At 69.0% G+C, this 23,291-nt stretch carries 14 protein-coding genes, 1 tRNA gene and 5 pseudogenes; 15 read left to right on the forward strand and 5 right to left on the reverse strand.

Annotation, left to right across the window (positions count from 1 at the left end; all coding sequences use genetic code 11):
- Nucleotides 1-320: 320 nt before the first annotated feature.
- Nucleotides 321-2,030: an RICIN domain-containing protein gene (locus tag ACZ6D7_RS25225; protein ID WP_469494865.1), complete on the reverse strand. Its 1,710-nt coding sequence runs from the start codon at nucleotides 2,028-2,030 to the stop codon at nucleotides 321-323.
- Nucleotides 2,031-2,755: 725 nt separating this feature from the next.
- Here ACZ6D7_RS25225 and ACZ6D7_RS25230 point away from each other — a divergent pair.
- From ACZ6D7_RS25230 to ACZ6D7_RS25265, 8 genes and pseudogenes are all read left to right on the forward strand, one after another.
- The gene (locus ACZ6D7_RS25230) at nucleotides 2,756-4,699 is read left to right on the forward strand and encodes a hypothetical protein (protein WP_469494868.1); all 1,944 of its coding nucleotides are present in this window, start codon (nucleotides 2,756-2,758) and stop codon (nucleotides 4,697-4,699) included.
- A 440-nt stretch (nucleotides 4,700-5,139) separates the two neighbouring features.
- Entirely contained in the window at nucleotides 5,140-5,361 is a 222-nt protein-coding gene (locus ACZ6D7_RS25235) for a type II toxin-antitoxin system VapB family antitoxin (RefSeq protein WP_316770747.1), read from the forward strand.
- A complete protein-coding gene (locus ACZ6D7_RS25240; RefSeq protein WP_384559490.1) occupies nucleotides 5,358-5,768 on the forward strand; it encodes a PIN domain-containing protein in 411 nt (136 codons plus the stop codon). Before ACZ6D7_RS25235 ends, ACZ6D7_RS25240 begins: the two co-directional genes overlap by 4 nt.
- 582 nt (nucleotides 5,769-6,350) lie before the next feature.
- On the forward strand, nucleotides 6,351-7,430 hold the full coding sequence (locus ACZ6D7_RS25245; protein ID WP_469494873.1) for a PEP/pyruvate-binding domain-containing protein: 1,080 nt from the start codon (nucleotides 6,351-6,353) through the stop codon (nucleotides 7,428-7,430).
- Between the two features lie 93 nt (nucleotides 7,431-7,523).
- Nucleotides 7,524-9,338: a PEP-utilizing enzyme gene (locus ACZ6D7_RS25250; RefSeq protein ID WP_469494876.1), complete on the forward strand. Its 1,815-nt coding sequence runs from the start codon at nucleotides 7,524-7,526 to the stop codon at nucleotides 9,336-9,338.
- A 25-nt stretch (nucleotides 9,339-9,363) separates the two neighbouring features.
- Complete coding sequence (locus ACZ6D7_RS25255) at nucleotides 9,364-10,077, forward strand: HD domain-containing protein (RefSeq protein ID WP_469494879.1); 714 nt, start codon at nucleotides 9,364-9,366, stop codon at nucleotides 10,075-10,077.
- A 46-nt stretch (nucleotides 10,078-10,123) separates the two neighbouring features.
- Nucleotides 10,124-12,589, forward strand: coding sequence for a SpoIIE family protein phosphatase (locus ACZ6D7_RS25260; RefSeq protein ID WP_469494884.1), 2,466 nt, complete (start codon nucleotides 10,124-10,126; stop codon nucleotides 12,587-12,589).
- Between the two features lie 219 nt (nucleotides 12,590-12,808).
- Nucleotides 12,809-13,040: pseudogene (locus ACZ6D7_RS25265) on the forward strand (cation:dicarboxylate symporter family transporter); the annotation flags it as partial.
- 249 nt (nucleotides 13,041-13,289) lie between these two features.
- Here the strand turns inward: ACZ6D7_RS25265 and ACZ6D7_RS25270 are convergent.
- The 3 genes and pseudogenes from ACZ6D7_RS25270 to ACZ6D7_RS25280 all read right to left on the reverse strand — a co-directional run.
- The gene (locus ACZ6D7_RS25270; protein ID WP_469494888.1) at nucleotides 13,290-15,941 is read right to left on the reverse strand and encodes an RICIN domain-containing protein; all 2,652 of its coding nucleotides are present in this window, start codon (nucleotides 15,939-15,941) and stop codon (nucleotides 13,290-13,292) included.
- Between the two features lie 189 nt (nucleotides 15,942-16,130).
- Nucleotides 16,131-16,655 carry a hypothetical protein gene (locus tag ACZ6D7_RS25275; RefSeq protein ID WP_469494891.1) on the reverse strand — a complete coding sequence of 175 codons (525 nt, stop codon included), beginning with the start codon at nucleotides 16,653-16,655 and terminating at the stop codon, nucleotides 16,131-16,133.
- 84 nt (nucleotides 16,656-16,739) lie between these two features.
- Nucleotides 16,740-17,195, reverse strand: a pseudogene (locus ACZ6D7_RS25280) (LysR substrate-binding domain-containing protein); the annotation flags it as partial.
- 1 nt (nucleotide 17,196) lies between these two features.
- On the opposite strand from ACZ6D7_RS25280, the pseudogene ACZ6D7_RS25285 reads away from it, so the two are divergent.
- From ACZ6D7_RS25285 to ACZ6D7_RS25310, 6 genes and pseudogenes are all read left to right on the forward strand, one after another.
- Nucleotides 17,197-17,613: pseudogene (locus ACZ6D7_RS25285) on the forward strand (cation:dicarboxylate symporter family transporter); the annotation flags it as partial.
- Between the two features lie 303 nt (nucleotides 17,614-17,916).
- Nucleotides 17,917-18,042, forward strand: a pseudogene (locus tag ACZ6D7_RS25290) (integrase); the annotation flags it as partial.
- 186 nt (nucleotides 18,043-18,228) lie between these two features.
- A complete protein-coding gene (locus ACZ6D7_RS25295; RefSeq protein WP_469494893.1) occupies nucleotides 18,229-19,689 on the forward strand; it encodes a GNAT family N-acetyltransferase in 1,461 nt (486 codons plus the stop codon).
- A 29-nt stretch (nucleotides 19,690-19,718) separates the two neighbouring features.
- Nucleotides 19,719-20,294, forward strand: a complete 576-nt coding sequence (locus tag ACZ6D7_RS25300) for a hypothetical protein (protein WP_469494896.1) — start codon at nucleotides 19,719-19,721, stop codon at nucleotides 20,292-20,294.
- Nucleotides 20,291-20,770, forward strand: coding sequence for an ASCH domain-containing protein (locus tag ACZ6D7_RS25305; RefSeq protein ID WP_469494899.1), 480 nt, complete (start codon nucleotides 20,291-20,293; stop codon nucleotides 20,768-20,770). Before ACZ6D7_RS25300 ends, ACZ6D7_RS25305 begins: the two co-directional genes overlap by 4 nt.
- A 251-nt stretch (nucleotides 20,771-21,021) precedes the next feature.
- Nucleotides 21,022-21,558, forward strand: a pseudogene (locus ACZ6D7_RS25310) (GNAT family N-acetyltransferase).
- 509 nt (nucleotides 21,559-22,067) lie between these two features.
- Here the strand turns inward: ACZ6D7_RS25310 and ACZ6D7_RS25315 are convergent.
- Nucleotides 22,068-22,141 (reverse strand) — tRNA-Gly (locus ACZ6D7_RS25315).
- Nucleotides 22,142-22,708: 567 nt separating this feature from the next.
- Here ACZ6D7_RS25315 and dcd point away from each other — a divergent pair.
- Nucleotides 22,709-23,284: a dCTP deaminase gene (gene dcd / locus ACZ6D7_RS25320; RefSeq protein WP_469494902.1), complete on the forward strand. Its 576-nt coding sequence runs from the start codon at nucleotides 22,709-22,711 to the stop codon at nucleotides 23,282-23,284.
- Nucleotides 23,285-23,291: the final 7 nt, after the last annotated feature.

Raw genomic sequence — 23,291 nt, forward strand, 5'->3', positions numbered from 1 at the left:
TCGAGGAACCCCAGCCGTGCGCCGGCTGGGGTTCCAGTCGTTTGGGGACCAGACGGAGGCTCGGCGAGGCTTGTCGGGCTGATGGGTGGGCTCCTGGTCCTGCGCGGTGTGGGCGCCGGCGTCCCGGGCCGCATTCACCTTCCGCCACACGGCGCATTCATCGACCGGGACGGCACGCACTGTCCCGGCCTCGCGGTCGAACTCGGCTTCCCCGCCGTCACCGGTCAGCACGATCGTCCCCTTCCGGAGAAGTCCTCAGCCCGACGAAGATGACGAAATGCGCCCCCATCGAAGAGTGGGGGCGCATTCGTCGGCTTCGCCTACTTGAGGCGTGTACCACCCGAGTTGTGATACGCGATCGTCTTGCGGATCAGGTTTCCGCCGTCGGTCTCGGGCGTCGTCTGCTCCGTCCACCCCGCACCGAACAGCAGGCCGGCGATGTGGGCGTTCGCCACCTGGTCCATGTGGCCGAAGAGCCAGTCCACTTTGTCGTCCTTGAAGTGGCCGGGAGTGTTGTTCCCTGCCATGTTGCCCACGGGGATCTGCCACAGGACCACCGGCTTGCCCACGGACTCGGCCATCGTCTTCCAGAACTTCAGCGAGGCGGCGGCCTTCTGGTCGGTCCAGAAGGTGTCACGGCTGCCGTGGGCCGGCTGTGCGTACCAGCCCGCGTCGCGGTCCGACACATCGGTGACCAGGAAGTCGGCGTTCTTCGCCCCGAGGTCCGCGTAGTCCTTGACGCACTTCTGGAGGTTGCTCTCCCAGTCGAAGCAGGAGAGGTGCAGCCCCACGGCGGCGTTCGGCGCGTACTTGTGTGCCATCGAGATCAGGCACTGGGCGAGTCCGGCGGCGCTGTTCTCCTGCGATCCGCAGTCCGTCGGGTTGGCGCCCGAGACCTGCGAGGGAACCTGGTGCAGATTGCCGAGCGACCGGGCGAAGCCCCAGAAGTCGGGCTCCAGGTCGATCATGTCGTGGGAATTTCCGATCTTCTGGAGGAAGAACCGGTAGTCGTTCAGGTACCGGGTGAGCAGGTCGAGCCTGTTGATGGCCTTGACCTCGCCCGGGCCGTCGCCCTCGCCTGCCGCGTCCCCGAGGTCGCGCAACGAGTACCAGGTCCACAGGTACTTCTGCGGTCGCGACTTGCCCTGGTAGGTGGCCTTGGCCGCCTGGGCGTCCTGCCAGGTCACCTGATTGCCGGGCGCGGTGGTGTTGCCGCCCCAGCAGCCCCACCAGCCCGACCACTCATCCTTGCAACGCGATGCCGTATAGGCGGCCGACGAAGGGGCGGGCTGGCTGTGTATGTAGGCGTAGCGCACGTCGAACGGCGCGGCGTTCGCCGAGGCGTCAGTCATCGAACCGCCGATGAACACCTTGTCGCTGCCCATGAAACGTGGCGTCGAGCTGCCGTTGGCGGGGGTCGGAGACGCCGGCGGCGACGCAGGAGCGCTGCCGCTCGGAGCCGGGCTCGCCGAAGTGCTGCCGCCGGGCGTGGGCGTGCTGCCGGAGTTCCCCGGGTTCCCGGTGCCGCCGGCGACGCCACCGACCGCGACGAGCTTCCACTGCTGGTTGGCACCGCCCTGGTCGCGGTTCTGGACGACGTCGCCCCCGTTGGCCTTGGTGGCGTTCTTGACACCGACAGCCATGCCACTGAAGCGATTGACCAAACGCACGTGGCCGTCCGACGACTTGGCCAGCTTGAACTGCTGGTTGGTGGCGTTCAGGTCCTTCCACTGCACCATGGCGGAGCCGGCGGTCTTCGACCAGCCGAAGTCGTCCAGCACCTTGCCGGAGGTCCGGTTCTGCAGCCGGTAGTACCCGTCACCCGAGTCGACGAACCGCCACTGCTGGTTGGCCCCGCCGTGACGGCTCCACTGCACCACCGCCGCGCCGTCGTTCTTGGCGGAGCCGCGGTCGTCCAGCACCTTGCCGCTGTTGCGGTTGACCAGCACGTACCACTTCTTCAGATCCACGGTTTTCTGCTGCGCCGAAGCCTGGTTGACCACGACAGCCGAGCCGGCCACGACCACCATGGCGAGACCCGCCCAGAAACCCCGACGCGCGAGCAACCGACGGCCACGATGCTTCGGGCGGCCACCGCGCGCGCCGCCGTCGGCACGGTGGCCGCCGACGCGGGACGCCACCGGTGACGTGGGTGGGCCTGGGACATGTCTGTGCTCTGGTTCCAGGGACATGCCTGTGCTCTCTCTTTCAGCCGTTGCATCTGACCGGACCACTTGGCCGGACAACGCTTAGTGGTCCGAGAGGCCGAAAAGGTTGCCGCGAAGATCCGCAGATTTTTTCGCCTTGACCGCTTCCCGTTCGCTGCGGAGCACGACAGACCTGACGCCGGCGGTGGCGAACGCCTGACGGCTGGTCGGGGAGGGTGGGTGACAGCAGCGCGATCCCGCCCCGGCAAGGCCGCTCCGAGCGCCTCGCCGACCTTGCGGCAGCCACCGGGTAGTACCCACTGTCTGTGCGGCACCGGTGGGCAGCGTTACCTCGACGCCAGCCCCTTCGACGCCCACGGCATTCCCGTGCTGCCCTTCCACACTCCTGTGGATGGCCACTCCGGCAGGGGGCCCGCCGATCCAGCAGCCTGTGGGCCCTGAGCAAGATCGGGCCCGATGCACTTCTGCAGTCGAGCAAGCCCGCCAGTAAGAAGCAGAAACTGGAGGACCAACTGGCCCTCGCCGACGAGGAGGCCCGGCGGAAGCAGACGCACGCCCAGGCACTGGAGGAGGCTCTGCTGGACCGCATGCGGCGGTTGTCCCAGGCAGAAGCCCGCTGCCGTGACCTGGCCATCGAACTCGACCAGCAGGCACAGGCGCACCGAGCCGAACTCGACCTGTGGCAGGTCGAGTACGAACAGCTTGGGCGTGAGTGCGACGACCTCCAGCAGGAGATCACCTACCTGAAGGAGGCACTGGCCGTCACGCAGGCCGAACTGATCGCCGCGGAGGACCAGTGCTGCATGCTGGAGTCGCAACTGGAGACAGTTCAGGAACTGTGGCAGGAAGCGGCAGTTGTCCCCTCACTGATGGCGGCGCTGGAGGCCACGGACCGGACCGCGTCCGTGCCGGAACTCGTCAGCGTGGTCAGCGACCTGGAGTCGCGGACCCAACGTGCCATGGCCAGTGAACTGGTCACGTCCGTCAGCAGGTCCCGGCCGGTCCACGAGGTCGCGGTCCTCCTGGCAGGACTGGACGGAGCGGGACTAGCGGCGCACGCCCAGGCAGCGCTGCCCGTACTGGTGCTCACCCGCCCGGTCGACGACCTCGGTCGTTTGGCGTCGGAACTGGAACGCTCCCGTCTCATCGACCTCGGCGCCCGGTTGCTGCAGGAATCAGTCCGCCTGCACACGCCGGGTGACACCGCCGCATTCGCGATCGCCCTCCACCGCGAACACCTTTCCGAGCACGTCGCCGTGCTGCTCGGAGCGTTCCTCGCCACACGCGAGGTGCCCCAGGTACTGGACGCAGTGAATCTACTGGCGACCGGTCCAACGGCCGCCGCGCTCCCGCAGGCCCTGCGCGCAGCGGTGTCCGAACGGCCGGTGTCGGACATCGTGGAGATCAGTCACGGGCTGGGAGAGAACGGCTGGGACGGTCTCGCTCAAGCCCTGCAGGCAGAAGCCGTCTCCGCCCGCCCGGCCACCGACGTCACGGAGTTGATCGACTCGCTCTCGTGCCGCGGACTGCTCCGAGACGCCGACTTCGTGTTCGACAACGCCCAGTCGCGCAGCAGCGGTCACCTGGTGGCCCTGGTCTCCGCCTTACGCGTGGTGCGTAACCACGCGGCCTCCGCAGCCGTCCTCGAACGCGCGGCGCTGACACGCGCGCCATGTGATGTGGCCACTCTGATCAACGATCTGCACGCGACCGGCAACGGCACGCTCGCGTGCGACGTGCTGATCGTGTCGGCGGCCCGGCGCACTCCGGACGACTTCCTCGCCCTCCTGCGCGCTCTCGACGAGAGACACCGGGAGGTCCACTGGGTGCCGGAACATGCGGCCGGGATGACCAGCCCCAGCGATGCGGCGCTCCTCTTCCGGACACTGAACGACGTGGCACTGCCTTCTCACGTCGAAACGGTGCTCGCGTCCACACTCGAAGACCGGCCCACCGGACACGCCGGGCAGTTCCTCACCATCCTGCACCACGGCAACGCAACGGAACTCACGACGGAGGCACTGCTGGAACGCGCCCGCCTGATGCCCCCGGCGTTGGTCGCCCCGCTGGTCCTGGCGCTGGCCTCGGCCGGCCTTCGCAGCCAGCTCGACGCAGTGCTCCGTGGTGGCGGGGCCGAGAGGGACGGAGGCGAGATCGCCATCCTGCTCAAGCAGATCGCCCGCGTGGACAGCCCGATCACCCCGCTCCAGGGCCATGTGTTCGACTGCCTGACACATATTTGCGTCTCCTTGCTGCCGGCCGGGACCCTCGCCCGCCACGTCCTCGCCCTCGAGGAGGCGAACCTCAACGGGTCCGCGGCCGCTCCTGCCCAGCGAGCAAGTGCCCATCACCGAAGTGCCTTCACGTCAGTGCTGAAGCAGCTGCGGACTAGGGACGAGCAGAAGGTGTTCTCCCGCCGGTTCTGGACGGCAGAGCACACCCGCGACCTCCAGAGCGGCCGGACGAGCGGTGCGGCGCCGCTGGCTCTGCCCGGTCAACGAGGGCAGCACAGACGCGGTCGTGGACGGTGACGAGAACGCACGCCCGCCACGGCAACTGGGGCAGAAGCCGATGCTTCCGGCAACCAGCTGGAGGTACGACTACGCCTGTGGTTCGGTTGTGCTGCGGCACCTGCCGACTGGCCTGGCCAACAAACAACCCCCCGGCCGATGACCTGGGGGTTTCGCTGGAGCGGGTGACGAGAATCGAACTCGCGCAGCTTGGGAAGCGACGGCGCTTGGGCAGGCTCTACTGCTCTGACCTGTACAGATGGCTTCTTCCTGGGCTGGTTGCATGGATCGGGTTGCGCCGCCGTTGACCGTGATTTTCTGCTCTTACGGGCACGCTATGGGCACGGCTCCATCGTCCTTCGCGGCTGTGCATGCCGGGATCCGACATGCCCGCCTGGACCCGCGAATGTTGGTGACGTATCCTTCTATGTATATCACCAACATTGCAAGGGAGGCGATGTATGTCTGTAACCCAGATCGACATCGACGATGACGCCCTGGAACGTGCGATGGCTCTGTCCAAGGTCAGGACGAAGAAGGAGGCCGTCAATCTCGCTCTGCACTTCTACGCCGAGCAGCAGGAGCGTGCCGCGCGCATCAGTCGCCACTTTGAGCGTGCGCGTGAGTGGGGTGCTGTCGAGGACGCCGAGCGCCTGCACTGGGCGGAGAAGAACAGCCGGTGATCTACCTGCTCGACACATCGGGCCTGGTCCGGCTGCTCCGCGACCCGAAACTGCAATCGGCCTGGTACGACGCGATCGACGCCGGGGCCATCGCGTCCTGCTACGTGCAGCGCGCCGAATTCCTCCACAGCGCCCGGAACGGACGCGAGTACGACGAGATCACAGAGATGTTCACCGACCTGTACCCCGATGTGTCGGTACCGAAGAATGCGGGGCGCTGGATCAGCGCAGTGCAACACCGGATGGCTCGGGCCGGGGAGCACCGCAGCGCTTCGGCGGTGGACCTTGTCATCGCCGCGACCGCAGCCCATCACGGACTGGCCGTCCTGCACGACGACGCCGACTACCGCGCCATTGCCCGGCACGCATCCGACCTGACCGAGCACAACATCCACGACATTGCTTGAGGGGTTTCCGCCGGGCCAGCGTCAGGAGAAGGCGGCGGGCCGTCGGTACTCTGTTGAAGTCCTCTCCGCCGGGCAAGAGTTGGGCAACGAGCAGTGCTGCGGCGTCCGCAAACGCCATCCGTCTCGTAAAAGGGACGGAGAGGCTGAGGGCTCACAGGTGTGATCGATCTGAGCCCGGTGGCACCGTCCTCACGATGGAAGAGGCAGAGCAGAATTCCGACGGCACCTGGACAACTCCGACACCGATGGCCGGACTGCCGACGATCGACGCCACCACGTCGCTACCGACTCGGACGAAGAAGATCGCGGCGAACAGGTCCCTCAGTGGAGAGCGAACAGGTCCCTCAGTGGAGAGAACAGGGTGTGGGCGCCCTCCGCGACCTTACGTCGCAGCGCCGCCCGCAGTTACGACGCCGGCGGCACCGCGGCACCCGCCGCACACGCCGGGCGCCATGACCTGCTGCGGGAGGGCACTGGGCGTCATAGGCTGACCTTCAGGGCGCTGTGCCTTCGCGCAACGGGGCACGGCGGGAATGGCCTGGCGGCCATGCGGTGAAGTCCGTGGCAGGGAGTGAGAGGCCCGTGAACTCTCCGTACACCCTCGCGTTCGACAACTCTGCCGAGGCCGGGACGAGCAGGCTCGGCGGCAAGTGCGCCGCGCTCATCGTGATGACCCGGGCCGGTGCTCCGGTGCCGCCCGGGTTCGTGGTGACCATGGATGCCTTCGAGGCGCTGCTCGACCGCGGCGGGTTGCGCCGGGCCGTCGACGCCGCCCTTGCCGGGCTCGTCGCCGATCCGGGTGCTGTGGCGGCGCGCGGCGCCGAGATCCGCTGCATGGTGATTGACCAGCCCGTGCCCTCACCGGTCGCGTCGGCGGTGACGGCGGCGTACGAGGAGCTCTGCCGGGCCGTCGGCTGCCCGGATGTCGCGGTGGCCGTCCGGTCGAGCGCCGAAGTGGAGGACCTGACCGAGGCGAGTTGCGCCGGGCAGTACGACACGTTTTTGTGGATCCGGGGTGCCGATGCCGTGCTCGGGGCCGTCCGGCGTTGCTGGGCGAGCCTGTGGACCGACCGCGCAATCATCTACCGCGTGGCCCGGGGGCTGCCGCAGCGGGGGCTGCGCATGGCGGTCGCAGTGCAGCAGATGGTCGATGCCCGTACCTCCGGCGCCGCCGTGACCGTCAACCCGGCTGACGGCGACCCTTCCAAGATACGGGTGGAGGCGATCTGGGGACTGGGGCAGCTCATGGTGTCCGGCGAGGTGACCCCGGATGCCTACCTGGTGGACAAGGTACTGCTCAGCACGGTGCGGACGACGGTGTCGCCGAAGCACCAGGAACTGCTTCCCGCCCCCGGCGGGCACGGGCTCGCACGGCGGGCAGTCGAGGAGGGCCGTCAGCAGGTCCCCTGCCTGGACCAGGGGGAGGTCGTGGAGATCGCCCGCCTGGCCAGGGCCGCCGAGCGGCAATACGGCTGCCCGCAGGACATCGAGTGGGCGGTCGACAAGCACCCGGACGGCTCCACGGGTACGGGGGCCTCCGTGAGACTGCTCCAGACGCGGCCCGAGACGGTCTGGAGCAGTCGGCCGAGGACACCTGCCCGGGCGAGCCACGGCGCGGGCGTCTCCAGCATCCTCGACACCCTCCTTCGCCCTGGGAGGTAGCCGATATGCCCCCTCGGCTCGGTCGCCGTCGAAGGACTCGCCCACGCCGAGTCGGCATCGCCCGCCTGCGAGCCCTGTAAGGAGCACGTCAAGATGACGGTCTCGCGCACAGCCTTCCCGAGCCCCTACGAGATGACCTCCCCCGCGGCCGCGGAGGGGTGGGAACGGCTGTACCCGTACTACATGCTCTTCCAGCCCTGGCGGCGCTCGGCCGAGGAGGAGCGCTTCTGGTTCCGCGACAGCCAGCACTGGCCCACCGTGGTCAAGCCGTTCGAGACGGTCATCCCCGAGCTCGCGTTCAAGTGCCTGGGTCAGTTCAACACCCGGCACTTCGTCGTACCGCCCGCGTACGGCGTCATGTTCCGCATCCACCAGGGCCATGTCTACCTGAGCCCGGTGGCCGCGCCGGACAGCCGGATCCCTGCCCGAGCACAGCAGTTCCTGGAACGCGCCGGGTACTACTACGCGAACTGGGACAGGCTGCTGGAGAACTGGAAGGGCAAGGTCCTCGGCACCATCCGTGAACTGGAGTCGATCAGCTTCGGCGAACTGCCGGAGGTCCAGCCGTACGAGGACGTCGAAGCGGGTTCCGGCCTGGGCGCCGCCGATGACCTGCTCGGCGGGTACGACCGGCTCCTCGCCCTTTGCCACCGCGCCTGGCAGTACCACTTCGAGTTCCTGAACCTCGGCTACGCGGCCTACCTGGACTTCTTCCACTTCTGCAAGCAATGGTTCCCGGACATCCCGGACCAGGGCATCGCGGCGATGGTCACGGGCGTGGACATGGAGCTGTTCCGTCCGGACGAGGAGCTCAGGAAACTGGCAAGGCTCGCTGTCGAACTGGGCGCCGACAGGGCACTGACCGTGCCCGACCCAGGCGAGCACACCCTGACCGCCCTCAGCCGCGAGCCGTGGGGCCGCGACTGGCTCGACGCCTGGAACGCCGCCCGCGATCCCTGGTTCAACTTCACCTCGGGCAATGGCCTCTACAGCGACGACCGGTACTGGAGGGACACTCCCTCGCTTCCCCTGGGGTATGTCCGCGACTACATCCTGCGCCTGCGGCGGGGTGAGGCCATCGACCGGCGCCTCGCCGAACTCGCCGCCGAGCGCGAGCGGATCACCTGCGAGTACGCCGCGCTGCTCGACGCCCCGGCACGTGCCGACTTCGAGGCGAAGCTGGGCCTCGCCCGCCAGGTCTACCCGTATGTGGAGAACCACAACTTCTACATCGAGCACTGGACGATGGGTGTCTTCTGGCGCAAGGCCAGGGAGCTGTCCGCCCTGCTGCACCGGGCGGGGTTCTGGCCCGGTGCGAACGACATGTTCTACCTCACGCGGGACGAAGTCCGGGCCGCGCTGTTCGACCAGGTGTCCGGCTGGGCGATCGGCGTCGAGCCGGCCGGCCCCGGTCACTGGCCGGCGGAGGTGGAACGGCGGCGCCGAATCGTGGCCGCGCTCGCCCGGCAGCGTCCGGAACCGGCGCTGAACGAGCCGCCGCGCGCCATCACCGAGCCGTTCAGCGTCATGCTGTGGGGCATCACCGGCGAGCGGATCCGGTCGTGGCTGGCAGCCCCCGGCGACCTGGGCGACCTGACCGGCATGGCCGCCTCGCCGGGCGTCGCCGAAGGCACGGCCCGGGTGATCCGCAGCCCCGACGAGCTGGACCTCCTCCAGGAGGGCGACATCCTGGTCGCCCCGGTCACCGCGCCCAGCTGGACGCCGGCCTTCGGGAAGGTCCGCGCGACCGTTACCGACATCGGGGGAGTCATGTCCCACGCCGCCATCGTCTGCCGCGAGTACTCCCTGCCCGCCGTCACCGGGACGGGCTCGGCGTCCACCCGCATCAGGTCCGGCCGTCGGATCCGTGTGGACGGCACGGCCGGCACGGTCACCCTTCTCGACTGACCGGCCCCGTACGACAGGAGACGTCATGACGTTCGACCGGGCGGCCCGCGAGTCGCTGCCGACCCTCCCCCTGGCAGCCTCGGAGATTCCCCTGAGCGACCCCCTTCCTTCGCCCGTGCCATTGACCGGCGCCCGGCGGGAGATCTGGGAACGCGCCCTCCCTTACCTGGACGTGCGCGACAACGACGCCCATTCGCTGTATGCCTTCGCGCTGGCGACCGCACTGCTGCACGCCCTGCCAGGAGCACGGGAGGACGTCGTGCTGCCCGCCGTCCTCCTGCACGACACCGGCTGGAAGACGGTCGACCCTGCGGACATCCTGCCCGCCATCGCGGGGCGGGCCGGACCTGCCGGGCAGGAGACGGTACGCAGGCACGAGACCGAGGGCGCCGCCATCGCCGCCCGCATCCTCGCCGAAGTCGGCTACCCCGCGCGGGACACCGAGCGGATCGTCACCATCATCGACGGGCACGACACCCGCAGGGACGCCCTCGACCTGGACGACGCCGTGGTGAAGGACGCCGACAAGCTGTGGCGGCTGACCCCGCACGGCCTGCGGACCGTCGGTGCGTGGTTCGCCCTGGACCCGGACCGGACACTGCGGTTCCTGGCGGCACGTACCTACGACCGGCTGCTCACCGAACCCGCCCGTGCCGTCGGTGCCGCACTCACCGTGCTGGCCCGCACCGATCTCAGCGTGCGGCGAAGCGGCCTGAACGCACCATCACCTAGAGAATGACTTATTCCGGTTGATTATGGATATTTCCGGCGCAAGCCTTGACTGCATGGACGCCTATCCGCCACTCGGAGTGGTCGTGACCGACCGGCAGGGTCTGGTCATCGGGTGGACGCCCGGAGCGGAACGCCTGCTCGGTCACACCAGCGCCGAGGCCGGCGGCCGGTCCGTGGCGGAGCTGCTGGACGCCCCCGTACTCCCGGGCGGGGAGCCTGCTCGAGGTGAAGGGGCTGCCGAGCACGGTGAGTGGCAGCCGGACCTGAGCGTACGCCACAAGGACGGGCACCGGCTGGCCGTGGCCGTCTCCCGCTACCGGCTCGCCCCGGGGGCGGACAGCACCGGAGGAGGACCCGGCACCGTCCTGCTCATCACTCCGCCGTCCGGGCCGGCGGCGGAACGACTTCGGCAGTCGCTGTCCGGCTGGGTTCTGCAGGACTCGCCCCTGGCCCTGACGGTGTACGACACCGAGCTGCGCAGAGTGTGGCAGAGCGCCGCGATGCACCGCCTCAGCGGCCTGCCGGACGAGGAGCGATGCGGACGCCTGCTGACGGAGGTCTTCGCCGGCCCCGACGCGGTGGAGTGGGAGGAGCGGATGCGGCTGGCCATGGCCACGGGCGAAGAGCAGGTCAGCGAGCTCAAGGGCACCGGCCTGACCGGCCTCGGATCCCGTGTCTTCAGTGTCTCGGCGACGCCGCTGCGGGACGCGGAGGCCCGTACGCTCGGAGTCTGTGCTCTCGTGGGTGATGTGACCGAGAGGCGCCGTGCCCGCGAGCGGCTCTCTCTGCTGAACGACGCGAGCCTGCACATCGGCAGCACCCTCGACATGGTGCAGACGGCACGGGAGCTCACCGAGGTGTCCGTACCCAGGTTCACCGACTTCGCCCGCGTGGACCTGCTGGAAGTCATCCTCCAGGGCGACGAACCCCCTCCTGGGCCGCTGGCCGGCCCCGTGCGGCTGCGGCGCATCGCGGAACTGTTCCTGTGCGAGGGAGTCACCACGGCACAGCGCACCGTCGGCGAGGCGGACGTCTACCTCGCGAACTCGCCGGCCGCCCTGTGCCTGGCCACCGGCCGGCCGACGCTGTACCGGGACAGCACCGCCCCGCCGATCCGCTCCTACTACGAGATCGACGCGACCCCTGAGCGGCGGGCGAGGGTCCGGCGGATGGGCCCGCACTCATGGATCATCGTGCCGGTGAAGGCCAGGGGCACGACCCTCGGCGTGGTGTGGTTCACCCGCATGCGGGAGACTCCGGAGAGCTTCGACGAGGACGACCTTCCCCTCGCCGAGGACCTGGTGGCAAGGGCGGCGGTCTGCCTGGACAACGCCCGGCGCTTCACCCGCGAACGCGCCGCGGCTCTCACTCTGCAGCGCAGCCTGCTGCCGCAGCGGATGCCGGAGCAGTCGGCGGTGGAAGCCGCCTTCCGCTACCTCCCCGCCGAACAGCGTTCCGGGGTGGGCGGCGACTGGTTCGACGTGATCCCGCTCTCCGGAGCCAGGGTCGCGCTGGTGGTCGGCGACGTGGTCGGGCACGGCATCCACGCGGCCGCCACGATGGGCCGGCTGCGCGCCGCCGTACAAACCCTCGCCGATGTCGACCTCGCTCCCGACGAACTGCTCACCCGCCTCGACGACCTGGTCCTCCGGCTGTCGGCGGAGTCCGGGGCCGACACGGAGCCGCCGGGGGCGGAGGCCGCCGGGGACATCGGGGCCACCTGCCTGTACGCGGTGTACGACCCGGTCTCCAGACGCTGCTCCATGGCGCTTGCCGGCCACCCGCCGCCCGCCGTCGTCGGTCCGGACGGCACCGCTGAGTTCCTGGACATCCCCGTGGGACCGCCACTCGGACTGGGCGGGCTGCCGTTCGAATCGATGGACGTCACCCTCCAGGAAGGCAGCCTGCTCGCCCTTTACACCGACGGCTTGATCCATTCCGGCCACCGTGACCTCGGGGAGGGGCTTGAGGCCCTGCGGGAGGCGCTGGCCGTTCCGACGGGCACGCTGGACTCCCTGTGCGACCACGTCGTACGCAGGCTGCTGCCCGAGGGCCCCGCCGACGATGCGGCCCTGCTCCTGGTGCGGCCCCGGGCCCTGGACGCGCGCAGGGTCGCCGTGTGGGACGTGGAGGCTGACCCCGCCGAGGTGGCGCGGATACGGTCGAACGCCGTCCGTGCCCTGGCCGAGTGGGGGCTGGAAGAAGCCGCGTTCGTCACCGAACTGGTGGTCAGTGAACTGGTCACCAACGCCATCAGGTATGGCGGCACGCCGATCCAGTTGCGGCTCATCCACGACCGCGTGCTGATCTGCGAGGTCTCCGACTCCAGCAGCACCGCACCGCATCTGCGCCGGGCTCGGGTGTTCGACGAGGGCGGTCGGGGGCTGTTGCTGGTCGCGCAGCTCACGGAGCGCTGGGGCGCCCGGCAGACGGGGGCCGGCAAGACGATCTGGTGTGAGCAAACCCTGGCCGCGGCCGGCGGCCCGCTCCTCTCCCTGGAGGGAACTGCCGCCATATGACCGTGCTGTACGCGGCGCGCGACGACGACACGGAGGGGTTGGCCCAGATCGCCGACTGGAGAAGGCGGCCGACGAGAAAGGCGCCACTGCCGGACATCGAGGCGACCCGCTGGCGTCTCAGTCACGGCCTGGACCTGACGAGCCGTCTCACCGTCGGCGATAGGTGCAAGCGGCCGCGGTCGCCGAACTGCACACCGGCTCCCACCAGGGCGGATTAAGGTTTACTTCGAGGTGCTGACCACCGTGGCCATGGTGATCGGCCTGGTCGTCGTCAACATCGTCAAGCCGGGCAGCGGTCTGCACATCGACCTCTCGACCCTGTCCACCAAGGGCCTGCCACCGGAGGCGACCACGGCCCGAGGGCTTCGCCGAGTTCCTCCTCGCCGTCATCCCGGCCACCCTGGTCAGCGCCCTGACCGGCAACGAGATCCTGCCCGTGCTGCTGGTGTCCTGATGCCGGTCTCGATCGCGTGGCGCCGCAATGAGCGCCTGCGGGCTTCCTGGAAGGCCGGGTCGTTCGCTTTGACGACCTCCTGCCACGCCCTTTGTAGGGAGTCGACCCTCAACCCATTGAAGATCCGGCATCCTGTTCACGTCGGCAGCCTAGTCGGATCAACGGCTGAAGGGCGCCGTCGCGAGTGCACAGCCGCACGGCGGGGCCGCAGGCCGTTGTGCCTGCGGCCCCGCTGGGGGGTTGGGGTCAGGACGGGTCGCCGTACTGGAGACCGCGTCCGTTGGTGCCGATGTAGACGCGCCCGAAGGTGTCGGGGTCGCCGGTGATGACGCCGAGGCTGCCGATGCCGCCCCACTGGTGGGCGTCGTCGTTGACGCGGAGCCAGGTGGCGCCCTTGTCGGTGGAGCGGAAGACCCCGGTGACGTTGTCGACGGTGCCGAGCAGGTAGAGGGCCTGGTAGCTCGTGCCCGGCTTGGCCTTGCCGAAGCCGAGGGCGGAGGCGGACTTCACCGAGCTGAGCGTGGTGAAGGTACGGCCGCCGTCGGTGGAGTGCAGCAGCCCCCTGTCGCCCCCGGAGATCCACAGATCCCCGGCGACGCCGGGGACGGCGGCGAGCTTGCCGGAGGGCAGGCCCGTGGCGCGGGCGGTGAAGCTCGCGCCGCCGTCGGTGCTGGCGTAGAGCGTGCCGCCGGTCAGGGAGTAGAAGGTGCCTGCCGAGGAACGGTCGGCGACGACCACGGCGTCGGTGCCCAGCCCGCTGACCTTCGACCAGCTCGCTCCCATGTCGGTGGAGCGGTAGGGAGCCTGGCCGACCTCGGTCCACACGATGGTGGAGCCGTCCGCGGCGAGCGCGATGCGGCCGCTGCTCGCGCCGGCGACCGGTTCTGCCGTGAAGCCGGTCCAGGTGGTGCCGCCGTCGGTGGAGTAGCCACCGTCGCCCGTGTCGCCCGTGCCGACGCGGACCATCATCGAGGGCTTGGACTGGGCGAAGTCGATGTCGGTGCTGTTGTTCATCAGCGGGCTCTTCAGCCGCCCGGAGGGCACCTCGGTCAGGGAGTCGTGGCGGAAGCCGCCCTGGTCGCCCATGGAGGTGATGACGGTGGCGCCGCCGGGCGGGGCGATCGCGTCCAGCAGCGAGGTCTCCTCAAGGCCGCGGGCCCCGGCGACCCAGTGGCTGGTGCCTCCGCTGTCGGAGGCGTTCGCGTCCTTGCTGCGCCAGATGGCGTTGCCGGTGCCGTACAGCACGTGCCCGGAGTCGAAGGGGTCGATGGCCAGCGCGGTCATCCAGTGCCCGGTGTGGGTGCCGACGTAGGGAGCGCCGGAGGCGTTCCGCTGCGACTTGTCGGCCAGGGCCTTCCAGGTCGTGCCGCCGTCGGTGGTGCGGTAGATCTCGTCCTCGGGCCACCAGCGGTCGAGGGTGGTGACCATCACCGTGGAGGGCTTCTGCGGGTCGACGGACAGACCGGAGAACCCGTAACCGCCCTGCGACGGCGAGATGTTCTTCCACGCGCCGCCGGACGGCGTGTACTTCCACACCGAGCCCGCCGTCGCGTCCATGGGGCCGATGCTGTTGCTGTAGGACAGGTACAGCGAGCCGTCACCGGAGATCACACCGTGGTGCGGCAACTGGCCGGTGGGCTGCCCGGAGACGGCCTGCCAGCTGCTGCCGCCGTCGGTGGAGCGGTACAGGGAGGTGGACTTGTCGTGGACGCCGACGTAGACCGTGTTGCTGCCGGCCTTGCCGTACGTCACGAAGGAGATGCCCGCGCCGGTGCTCGCTCCGTCCTTGACGGGGAACGAGGAGACCTGCTTCCAGGTCGCGCCGTAGTCGGTGCTGCGCCACAGGCCGTTCTTGCGGGTGCCCAGCAGCAGGGTGCTGTTGTCCGCCGGGTTGACCACGAGCCGTTCGCCCGTGCCGCGGCCGGGTTCGTTGGCGCCCAGCTTGAACGGCAGGTCGGTGCGCTGGAAGGTGCGGCCCTGGTCGGTGGAGCGCAGGATCGCGCCGTTGCCCGCCCACTCGTTGGTGTAGGTGCCCGTCCCGAGGTAGAGCCGCTTGGGGTCGACGGGGTCGGTGGCCAGCGAGTCGATGCCCAGCAGGTTCCAGTCCTTCTCACCGAGCCAGTCGGTCAGCGGGATCCACTGCTCGGCCCCGGTGTCCCAGCGGTAGGCGCCGCCCATGTCGGTGCGCGCGTACAGCAGGCCCTTCTCCTTCTGGTTGAACACCAGACCGGTGACGTAACCGCCGCCCACCACCTGGGCGTTCTTCCACGCATACGGTCCGGCCGCGGGCGTGGTCTGCGCCTCGCCGGTCCCGGCCGCCGGGGTCTCGGCCACCTTCACCAGCTTCCACTGCTGGTTGGTGCTGCCGTGGCCGGGATACTGCTGGACTGCCGCGCCCTGGGCCGTGGAGCCGCCGGTGACGTCCAGGACCAGGCCGCTCCTGCGGGAGGTGAAGGTGACGGCGTCGGAGCCGCTCACCTCGCTGATCTTCCACTCCTGGGAGGTGACGGAGCTGTCGGTCTGCTGCTCGGCGGCGGCCCTCTGCGCGGTCGAATCGCCTGCTATGCCCAGCACTTTGCCGCTGTTGCGGTTCACCAGCTCGTAGTAGCCGTCCCCGGCGGACTTCAGCTTCCACTGCTGGTTGGCGGTGTTCTGGTCGGTCCACTGCTGGATGCGGGTGCCGTCGGCGGTGGACCAGCCGTTGACGTCCAGCACCTTGCCGCTGCGCACGGAGACCAGCTGGTAGTAGGCGCCGGCGTCGACCGTCGCGGCCTGCGAGTCGTCCTGCGCGAACAGGAGATACGGCACGACGGCGGCGGGCACGCCGAGCAGCGCGGCGGTGGCGGTCCAGCGACGGCGATGACGCCCGCGGCGCCCGCCGTTCGTGGGGTTGTTCATGGGGAGGTGTTCTCCTTGTGTGCCGTTCACCAGAGGTAGCGGATCCAGGCGTCGGAACTGGCTGGATCCGATCCCTTGTGGTCACAGGCTCCGCAAAGGTTGCCTCGAGCCGGGAACTTTTTTTCGGTCACCTCGTGGTGCGGTGGGCGTTGATCGGCGTACGGGTGATGTCGGTGACCAGGAGCCGGATCATGCGTATGCGTTCCCGCATCGGGGTGGCCGGGTCGCTCCGCAGCCGGGGGAAGTCGGCGGCCGGCGCGGTGATCCTGGCCCGGGTCTCGGGCGAGAGTGCCGATCGCGGTGGTTCTTCGCGCGCTCGTACTCCTCGGTGGCGTCGGCGAGTTCGCGCAGGGCCTCGTTCCGGTCGGCCTCCAGGGTGTCGGCGACCAGCCGGTTGGCGGGGTCGACGGCCGGACGGCGGCGCCTGGCGAGGTCGGCTCGGTGACGTGCGCGTTCGACGCCGGCGGCGCGGAGCCGGTCGGCTTCCTCGGCGCGGGCGGCCGGCTCGTCGCTGACCCGCGGTGCGACCGCAAGGGTGAGCGGGGTCAGGGTGGCCGGCGGCAGTTCGCCGGCAGCCGCGTCGATCCGGTCACCGGCCATGGTCCGGCAGACGGGGACGGCGTTGCGGATGCCCTCGAACTGGCAGAGGTGGACGGGTCTTTGGTGCCGGTGGCGCACGGTCGTCCGGCGGCCGCACTTGCCGTAGGAGCCCATCCCCTGCGGCAGCGCTGCGCCCTCGCGGGGCGGGGAGGTTTTCGCGGTCGTTGCCCGGGCGGCCCGGGCGCGGGTACGGGACGCTCAGGTCCGCGCCGCGGCACTCTCGCGCAGCAGGCCCGCGAAGGTCTGGGCGGCGGGCGTGAGAGCGTGGTCGGCCATGCGGACCAGCAGGATGCGGCGGACCGGGGCGGGCGGCTGCAGGGGCAGGACGCTGACGCCGGAGCGGATGCCCTCCAGAGCCAGGGCCGGGGCCAGCGCGACCCCGATGCCGGCCGCGACCATGGCCTGGGCCTCCTGGTAGTCGTGGGCCTCGTAGGCGATCTGCGGCTCGAAGCCGACGGCACGGCAACCGCGTTCGAGTGCCTCGGCCACCGGGTGGTTGTCGGCGCGGGTGATCCACGGGTCGTCCGAGAGGTCGGCGAGGGTGGCCGAGGCGCGGCCCGCGAGGGGGTGACCGCCGCCGACGAGGAGCGCCGGAGGGTCGTCGGCGAGCGGGGTGACGACCGAGTCCTCCCGCTCGATGCGGCACCAGTCGTAGATCTACCTCACCACGGGTGCGGTCTTCCTGGCCCAGGCGCTGGACATCGACCTCAGCCTCGGCCAGCAGCTGACCATGCTCGCCGTCATGCTTCTCACCTCCAAGGGCGCCGCCGGCGTCACCGGCTCCGGATTCGTCGCCCTGGCTGCGAGCCTCAGCGCGATCCCGCACGTGCCGGTCGCCGCGCTGGCGCTGATCTTCGGCATCGACCGCTTCATGTCCGAGGCCCGCGCCCTGACCAGCACCGTCGGGTACGGCGTCGCCACCATCGCCGTGGCGCGCTGGGAGGGCCAGCTCGACGAGGAACGCGCCAAGGCCGTCCTGCGCGGGGAGATCCCCTACACCCCCGACGCCGAGGCCGACGCCCCGAAGACGGCACCGGAACCGGCACCCGCCCCGGTGCCCGCCATCGGCTGACGCGCACAACGCAACCCTGGGACGGCCGGTCCGGAGCTCCGACTCCGGACCGGCTCCTCGCATGAATCAGCAGAGCCCACGACAGGACGCGCGGAACACCGGGACGTCCTCGTGGTCAGCAGCGGAACGGCCGGCTTCTGGGCCGCGCAGTCCGCCCGCAGGCCCGCGGAGCGGGTGACGGGAATCCAACTCGCGCTCTCAGCTTGGGAAGCGACGGCGCTTGCGTAGAGGTAGGGCCGCTGACCTGGGGGCCGTAGGCGGCTCGTGACTGCCGTTTGTTCCTTCTCACAGGTCGTAGGCACCGCCCAGCTGATCTACCAGCACTCGACGGCGAAGCACCAGAGGAAGCTCGCCCGGGGCATCGACGCCGAGGTGCGGCAGCAACTGCGCCAGGCAGATGTGGAAGGAAGGCCGGCCGCAGAAGCGTGAGGATGCGATGGGCGTAGCGATTTCGGTCGGGTTCGCTACGCCCGTAGCCGCGTTGGGATTGCCGTTGCAGCACCGTGCGCCCCTTGTGCCCCCTTGAGGGACGGCTTCTGTTGAGATCAGCTTTCCCTGTATGTACTGACAGGGGAGTTGAGGCTGGTCTCGGTCGGCCCTTCTGGAGGGGGAGTAGTGGCGATCAAGTTGCTATCGGTTGCGCCTGCGCAGAATGAGCTGATCGACAAGGCCATCACGCTGGGCAATCGCTACACCAAGACGTTGGGGCTCTTGAAGCCTCCCGCGTACACCAAGGCAGCGGAAGACGGTGGACTACTCGTAGCCGTTGAAGCGGACGAGGTGATCGGCTACGCATTGTTCGGGCTCCCAAAAAGGAGCGCGCACATACGCCTGGCCCACCTGTGCGTGGCGGAGGAGCAGCGCGGCAGGAGCATCGCACGGCAACTGGTGGAGGAGATCAGGAAGAGGTATCCACAACGGCTCGGCATAAAGGCCAAGTGCCGTCGGGACTACAACCTCAGCGGCATGTGGACGAGCCTGGGGTTCGTCCCCCACGGCGAGGTACGGGGACGCGGCCGGGACGGGGAGATCCTCGACGGATGGTGGCTGGATCTCGGACACCCCCACCTCTTCACTGAGGTGGAGAGCGATGCCCTGCTGGTGGTCGCAGTCGACCACGGGGTGTTCGCTGATCTCCGCGGACTCACCTACACAACCGACGTAGAGGAATCCCGTGCGCTGGAAGCGGGCTGGATGACGGATCTCGTCGAGCTTGCCTACACGCCCCAACTGGTCCGTCAGATCCGCGATATCGCCGACACCGCCGAGCGCCAGCACCAGCGGGCGGCGCTGTCCGGACTGCGTCAGCTCACTCCCCCCCCTGCGGCCGTGGCTGAACGAACAGCTGAACTGCTCAGCGCGGCCAAGAAGTCCCTCCCGGACCTTTCCGACGACGGGGCACTCCGTGGCTGCGCGCAGTACGTGGCCGAGACCTCGTGCGCCGGCCTCCGCGTGCTGGCCACTCGGAACCCCCTCCTGTCTCGCCTGGCGGACGTGGCTTGGGAAGTTGCCAGGGTCCGTGTCGTATCGCCCGCCACGGTGACGCTACACGTGGACGAGCTTCGGCAGGCCCAGGTCTACCGCCCGGCCGACCTGATGGGCACGGACTTTCGGTCCATGGAGGTGTCCCCAGGCGCCGAGGACGGACTGGTCGCCTTCTTCAATCAGTCCGGCGGGGACGACGGATCGGCCTTCGCTGAACGCTTGCGCTCCCTGGCCGCCGACTCGGTCGTTTGGCGCCGCGAACTGCTGCGGGACGGGGAGGGCCACCCCGTAGCCCTCTATGCGTGGGCGCTGGACGGGCGGACCCTGATGGTCCCTGTGCTCCGCGCCGCAGACCGTCCGCTTGTAGAGACCCTGGCCAGGCAACTCCTGTTCCTACTCAAGCGCCTTGGGCGTGACTGTGGCGCGGAGATCATTCGAATCACCGACCCGCATCCCTCGGCCGTAGCCAAGGCAGCCGGTGGGGATGACGGCTTCTTCGAGCACGACGGCAGGCTCGTGGCTCTCCTGGTGAACGTATGCGGTACGGCAGCTGAGGTGGAGGCAGTGGCTGGGGGCTCGCTCGCGAGCTGACCGTGGAGGCAGCCGCCCTACATGAGGGCATGCCCGCCGAAGTAGCCGCGGTGGTGGAACGCGCCTGGTGGCCGGCGAAGGTCATCGACTCCGGGTTGCCGTCCTTCGTGGTGCCGATCAAACCGCGTTGGTCCACCGAACTGTTCAACGTCCCGGCCATGCTCCTGCCGCGCAGCGACGTCCTGGGCATCAGCAGGGAGCACGTCTACTACCGCTCGTCGGGGCATCGAGGCGAGAGCGTTCCCGCCCGCCTCCTCTGGTACGTCAGTGAGGGGCCTGCCGGTGTGGAAAGCCAGATGATCGTGGGCAGTTCGCGACTCGACGAAGTGCTCATCGACACACCCGATGCTCTCTTCTCGAAATTCGAACACCTGGGCGTATATGGTCGAGCTGAGGTTCAGGAAGCGGCTGATGCCTCGGGTCACGCCATGGCCCTGAGGTTCTCGGACACGGAGATCTTCCCCAGGCCGGTGACGCTGAGGCGATTGACCCCGCTGGCCAGGGAGCTGGGACTACCTTGGTCATCGAACTCGCTGATCTCGCTGTCGAAGATCAGCAACGAGCTGTTCCAGGCGGTCTACAAAGAGGGGCACCGAAAGACGTGAACGATCCGGAACGCGCGATGCTGCTGTCCGTCCACCCGCGCTTCGCCACCGCGATCCTGGCCGGCAGCAAGACGGTGGAGGTCCGCCGCCAACGCGTCGCCGCGCCTCCCGGAACGCCCGTCCTGATCTACGCGACCGCGCCCACCATGGCTCTGGTAGGCATGGCGCGCATCGCCTCGGTCCACGTCGCCTCCCCCAAGGAAGTCTGGTCGGCGCATCGTGCCCAGACAGGGATCACCCGGCGCGAGTACGACGCGTACATGAGCGGTGCGACCCAAGCGAGCGGTCTCACCTTGGAGGACCCCGTGTCCTTCGACGAGCCGGTGACGCTCAGCGCGCTGCGCTCTGCGGGGACCTTCCACCCTCCGCAGAGCTATCGCTATCTGAAGAGTGCTGAACTGCGTCAGGTATCAGAGGCTGGCCCCGCCGTGGGCAGTGCGCTGCGGCAAGCACTGCCGGATGTGGTGCACGCGTAGCAGGTCGGGGCGTCGAGCTGATTGATCGCGCGAGCCCCCTCCGCCGCCCGTCAGCCGCCGAACACTGCTTGGTACGCCACCTGCCCCTGCTGCACCAACACCGTGAGGCCGGCTGTCGTGGTCGTGATCGCGGCCGGAGCCTCCTGCACGCGCAGGTACGCAGCACCCGGCCCTAACGCCCTGCTCTGGACGGTGCAAATCGGCTTGGAGATCGCTTGGCCACTGCTCGGGGAAGAGATCATCATGTGGGAATGCCTGAGAACCGATCCTCTGTGGCACCGACTGTGGTGCGGCTCCCCCGGTACACGAAGGCGGACCAGGAGGGGATCCTCGGCTACGGCGGTGATCCCTTCGGTGTCGCCTCGGCCGGTCTGGTCTGGCTGCCGAAGGAAGAACACTTCGGCATCAGACACGAAGACCGGCTCGTGGCACACGCCGGCCTGCTGCGACTGCCCGTCGCGATCGGCGACGCCGGGACGGAGGTGGTGGGCGTCGGCGGGGTGGCCGTCGCACCTGAGATGCAAGGCCGGGGCCTGGCTCGGCTCGTTGTCACAGCTGCCCTGGAGCACGCCGGCACGATGGGCCCTGAGCACGCGCTCCTGTTCTGCCGGCCTGCCCTCGTGTCGCTCTAACGGCGCCTCGGATGGCACCCGCTCGACAAGGACGTACTCGTCGAACAACCCGAAGGCCGCCTGGTGACCATGCCGCTGCGGACCATGGTGACGCCCCTTCGCGTCGACGCCCGCTGGCCCTCGGGGCCAGTACGGCTGTTCTCGCTCCCGATGTGACGGACTCTCTCGGGGAAGGCCGCCCAACGCGGGGACAAGGGTTCACCCATCCCGCACAGGTACGCCGGGGTCAACTGCCGTACCAGAGTCACGAACTCAGCGGACGCGGAGCCGTCGAAGCCGAGCGCGGCCTCTTGCCGACGGTGACATCAGGAAGCCTGCTGAGCATCACTGACAACGCGGCTCCCTAATAGGCGGCGGGGCTTGCGAGGTGAGCCGAGATCGGCTGCCTCGACTCCGGGCTGGGCGTTGCGCGCCGTGGTCTGCACGAGCCTCCGTGAACGGCAGCTTTGCGTAAGCGACTTCGCAGACATGGCACGCAGTAGTGGCGCAGGACACACGAAATGCGTTTCGTTATTTGAGACGCTTGAGGGGTGAGTTGCCTAAAGAGGCACGTGAATACCCCGGAAGTGGCCACTTCGCCTCGACTTAGGGCGCGCAGAGGGCACGGAGTCCCGAAATGGTCTAGACAACAAACAACCCCAGGCCGCTGACCTGGGGTTTCTCTCTGGAGCGGGTGACGAGAATCGAACTCGCGCTCTCAGCTTGGGAAGCTGATGTTCTACCATTAAACTACACCCGCGTAAGACGCCGGAACTGCCCGGTGTCTGATCGCCCCGTCACTCTACCCCATGTCCGGCCCCCGGTGCTGAAGCCCAGGGGGCTGAGGGTGTTTCAGGGGGTGGGATCCGGCTGCGGGGGGCCGGAGTTGGGGCGTACCGTGGGGGTGTGGAAGAGGGGTCCGGCGGGGTCGGAGTGCCGCCTGGAGGGTCGTCCCGTTCGTCCCGTAATGTGGCTTTCGTTGTCCGGTGAGCAGCAGCCGGACGCGGCTCTTTGGGGAAGGGACTCTAGGACTTGATGGAGCGCACCGTCGTCCGTTGTGCCGATGGGCACGTGTTCAGCACCACTTCGTTCCCGATGCAGCAGGCCGAGCGACTCGGCCCCGGACGACTCGTCCGGTGTCCCCGGTGCGCCCGGCTCCGCAGCGCGGTGCCCGTGCCGGTGGCCGTGGCAGTGGGGAAGCGGTAGCGGCAGCAGGAGTAGCAGCAGGAGCGACAGCCGTGTGCAGCGGCAGTCGTCGTAGGTGGTAGGCGAGGCGCGTGGTCCGTCCGATTGTGGTCGGTCCGCGCGCCTTGCGTATCCTCGGGGCGTGCTTCTCTCAGACAAGGACATCCGGGCCGAGATCGACGCCGGGCGGGTGCGGATCGATCCCTACGACGAATCCATGGTGCAACCCTCGAGCATCGACGTACGCCTCGACCGCTTCTTCCGGGTGTTCGAGAACCACCGGTACCCCCACATCGACCCCTCCATCGAGCAGGCGGATCTCACGCGGCTCGTGGAGCCGGAGGGGGACGAGCCGTTCATCCTGCACCCCGGTGAGTTCGTCCTCGCATCGACGTACGAGGTGATCACGCTCCCGGACGACCTCGCCTCGCGGCTCGAGGGCAAGAGTTCCCTCGGACGGCTCGGGCTGGTCACGCACTCCACGGCCGGGTTCATCGACCCCGGCTTCTCCGGTCACGTGACCCTCGAACTGTCGAACCTCGCCACCCTCCCCATCAAGCTCTGGCCCGGTATGAAGATCGGCCAGCTGTGCATGTTCCGGCTCACCTCGCCGACCGAGCACCCGTACGGCAGTGAGCGGTACGGATCCCGCTACCAGGGGCAGCGTGGTCCGACCGCCTCCCGGTCCTTCCTCAACTTCCATCGGACGCAGGTGTGAGTGCCGG

It is taken from the genome of Streptomyces sp. NPDC041784, assembly GCF_055591025.1.